This is a genomic window from Pedobacter sp. 01N416 (assembly GCF_056399685.1).
On the sequence record NZ_JBFTRT010000956.1, the window covers coordinates 1 to 898 of the forward strand.

At 36.7% G+C, this 898-nt stretch carries 1 protein-coding gene; it reads left to right on the forward strand.

Going from position 1 to position 898, the window contains the following annotated elements:
- Positions 1-257: 257 nt before the first annotated feature.
- On the forward strand, positions 258-898 hold a 641-nt coding region (locus AC1DND_RS28645), incomplete at its 3' end, for a carboxypeptidase-like regulatory domain-containing protein (protein ID WP_477586332.1).

The window sequence follows — 898 nt, forward strand, 5'->3', positions numbered from 1 at the left end:
GTCCAAAATTAGGTACATCGTACCTTGTGATTTTTAATTCAAAAAATGAATTTTGAACTAATTAAAGCCGATTTGATATGGTTGACAATGATTTATTGGCATAATTAGAAGGGAGCCTTAATTTTTTTGATGTTAAGTGGTGTAAGCAATTATGTCGATAAGTCATGTATAATTGATTTGTGTAATGACAGTTCGATATTACTTATGAGTATTAAATTATAATACAATTATTATCTAACCAAAATAAATTGAAAACTATGAAAAAAAATCTATGGAAGACTTTTGCCAGAAGTAGCATGTTTCTTGTTTGCGGTGGTTGTCTTGTTTTTTCCCCGTTTACCAGCATGTCTGCTAAAGCATCATTGCACGAAAAAGAACCCTTTGATTTTTACAGACCTCCGCTTGAGGATATTATTGTGAAGGGACAGGTTACCGATGCTAAAGGTCCGATTCCTGGAGTAAGTGTTAAATTAAAAGGAGCTGCTGCAACTACCGTAACAGATGCTTCCGGAAAATTTAGCATAAAAGTACCCGAAGATGCTRCTTTAGTATTTACCTATGTAGGTTATGTAGATCAAGAGATTCAGGTAAAAAACCAAACCAATATTAATGTCCGTTTGCTAGAAAACAACCAAAACTTATCCGAAGTAGTAGTGGTAGGGTATGGAACCCAAAAAAAGGCAGTTGTATCTGGTGCTGTAGCATCGGTTAAAGGTACAGAATTGGCTAAATCATCTTCAGTAAACTTAACCAATTCATTGGCTGGTCGTTTACCTGGCGTTACGGCACTACAAGGAAGCGGGGAGCCTGGATACGACGGCTCGACGATCCGGATTCGCGGTATAAATTCGCTTGGTAATAATAATGCCTTAATTGTAATCGATGGAATACCTAACCG